General features: G+C 44.0%; 1 protein-coding gene. It reads left to right on the plus strand.

Annotated features, from left to right (window positions below):
• Positions 1–470: 470 nt before the first annotated feature.
• Positions 471–672, plus strand: a 202-nt coding sequence (locus tag AC1DRJ_RS31235) for a hypothetical protein (protein ID WP_477805504.1), incomplete at its 3' end; no start/stop codon positions are given.

The following is a 672-nucleotide window of genomic DNA, read 5'->3' on the forward strand; positions in this document are numbered from 1 at the left end:
AGCTCTCTGAACGCTCTCGGCTTTCAAGCTTGGCGATCCAAATGCGATAGCTGTACTCCAATACTAGCTGGCAAGGCGGGATTCAGGGGGCACCATCTACCTCAAATGCCAGCTTGACTCCTTACGGCGAGAAAATGAGTAGAATCAAACCGTTACAAGAGCACCTGAAGCTGTATTCAGCTTATTGTCGGGAAAATTTTGTACAGTCTATTACTATAAATTGTCATGTGAGGCGAATTGCTGAAAGATCAAATAACACGGCCATTTTGTAATTTCGCTATCTTTGCTGATACCCCCAGCCTGAAACATTTCCACTAAATTGACACAAGCATCTCGTAAAATGTCAATTTTATGGATAAGTGTACAGTGGCCTTTGTTGCTGAGCGAACGAATTAGAAACTGGCTTCGTATAGCGCGTATGTAAGTTTACGCACATCGTTGGATCCTCACGCGGCATTAGGAAATCATGAATGGTCGATAGATCTTATCGTTCTGACCTCAGGAGAAAAAATGGATATATATCCATCTTCACACAACCTACTGATTTGAATGACGTTTTTATGCTCGACAAGGCTTTAAGGAGCATTGCTTACCGTCCTGAAATGCCTTCTTTCGCGGTTGCACATACGCTACACTCAAGGGACGCAGGGCTGCCCGAGGATTGGATGAGAT

Source organism: Pseudomonas sp. P5_B2 (assembly GCF_056400445.1).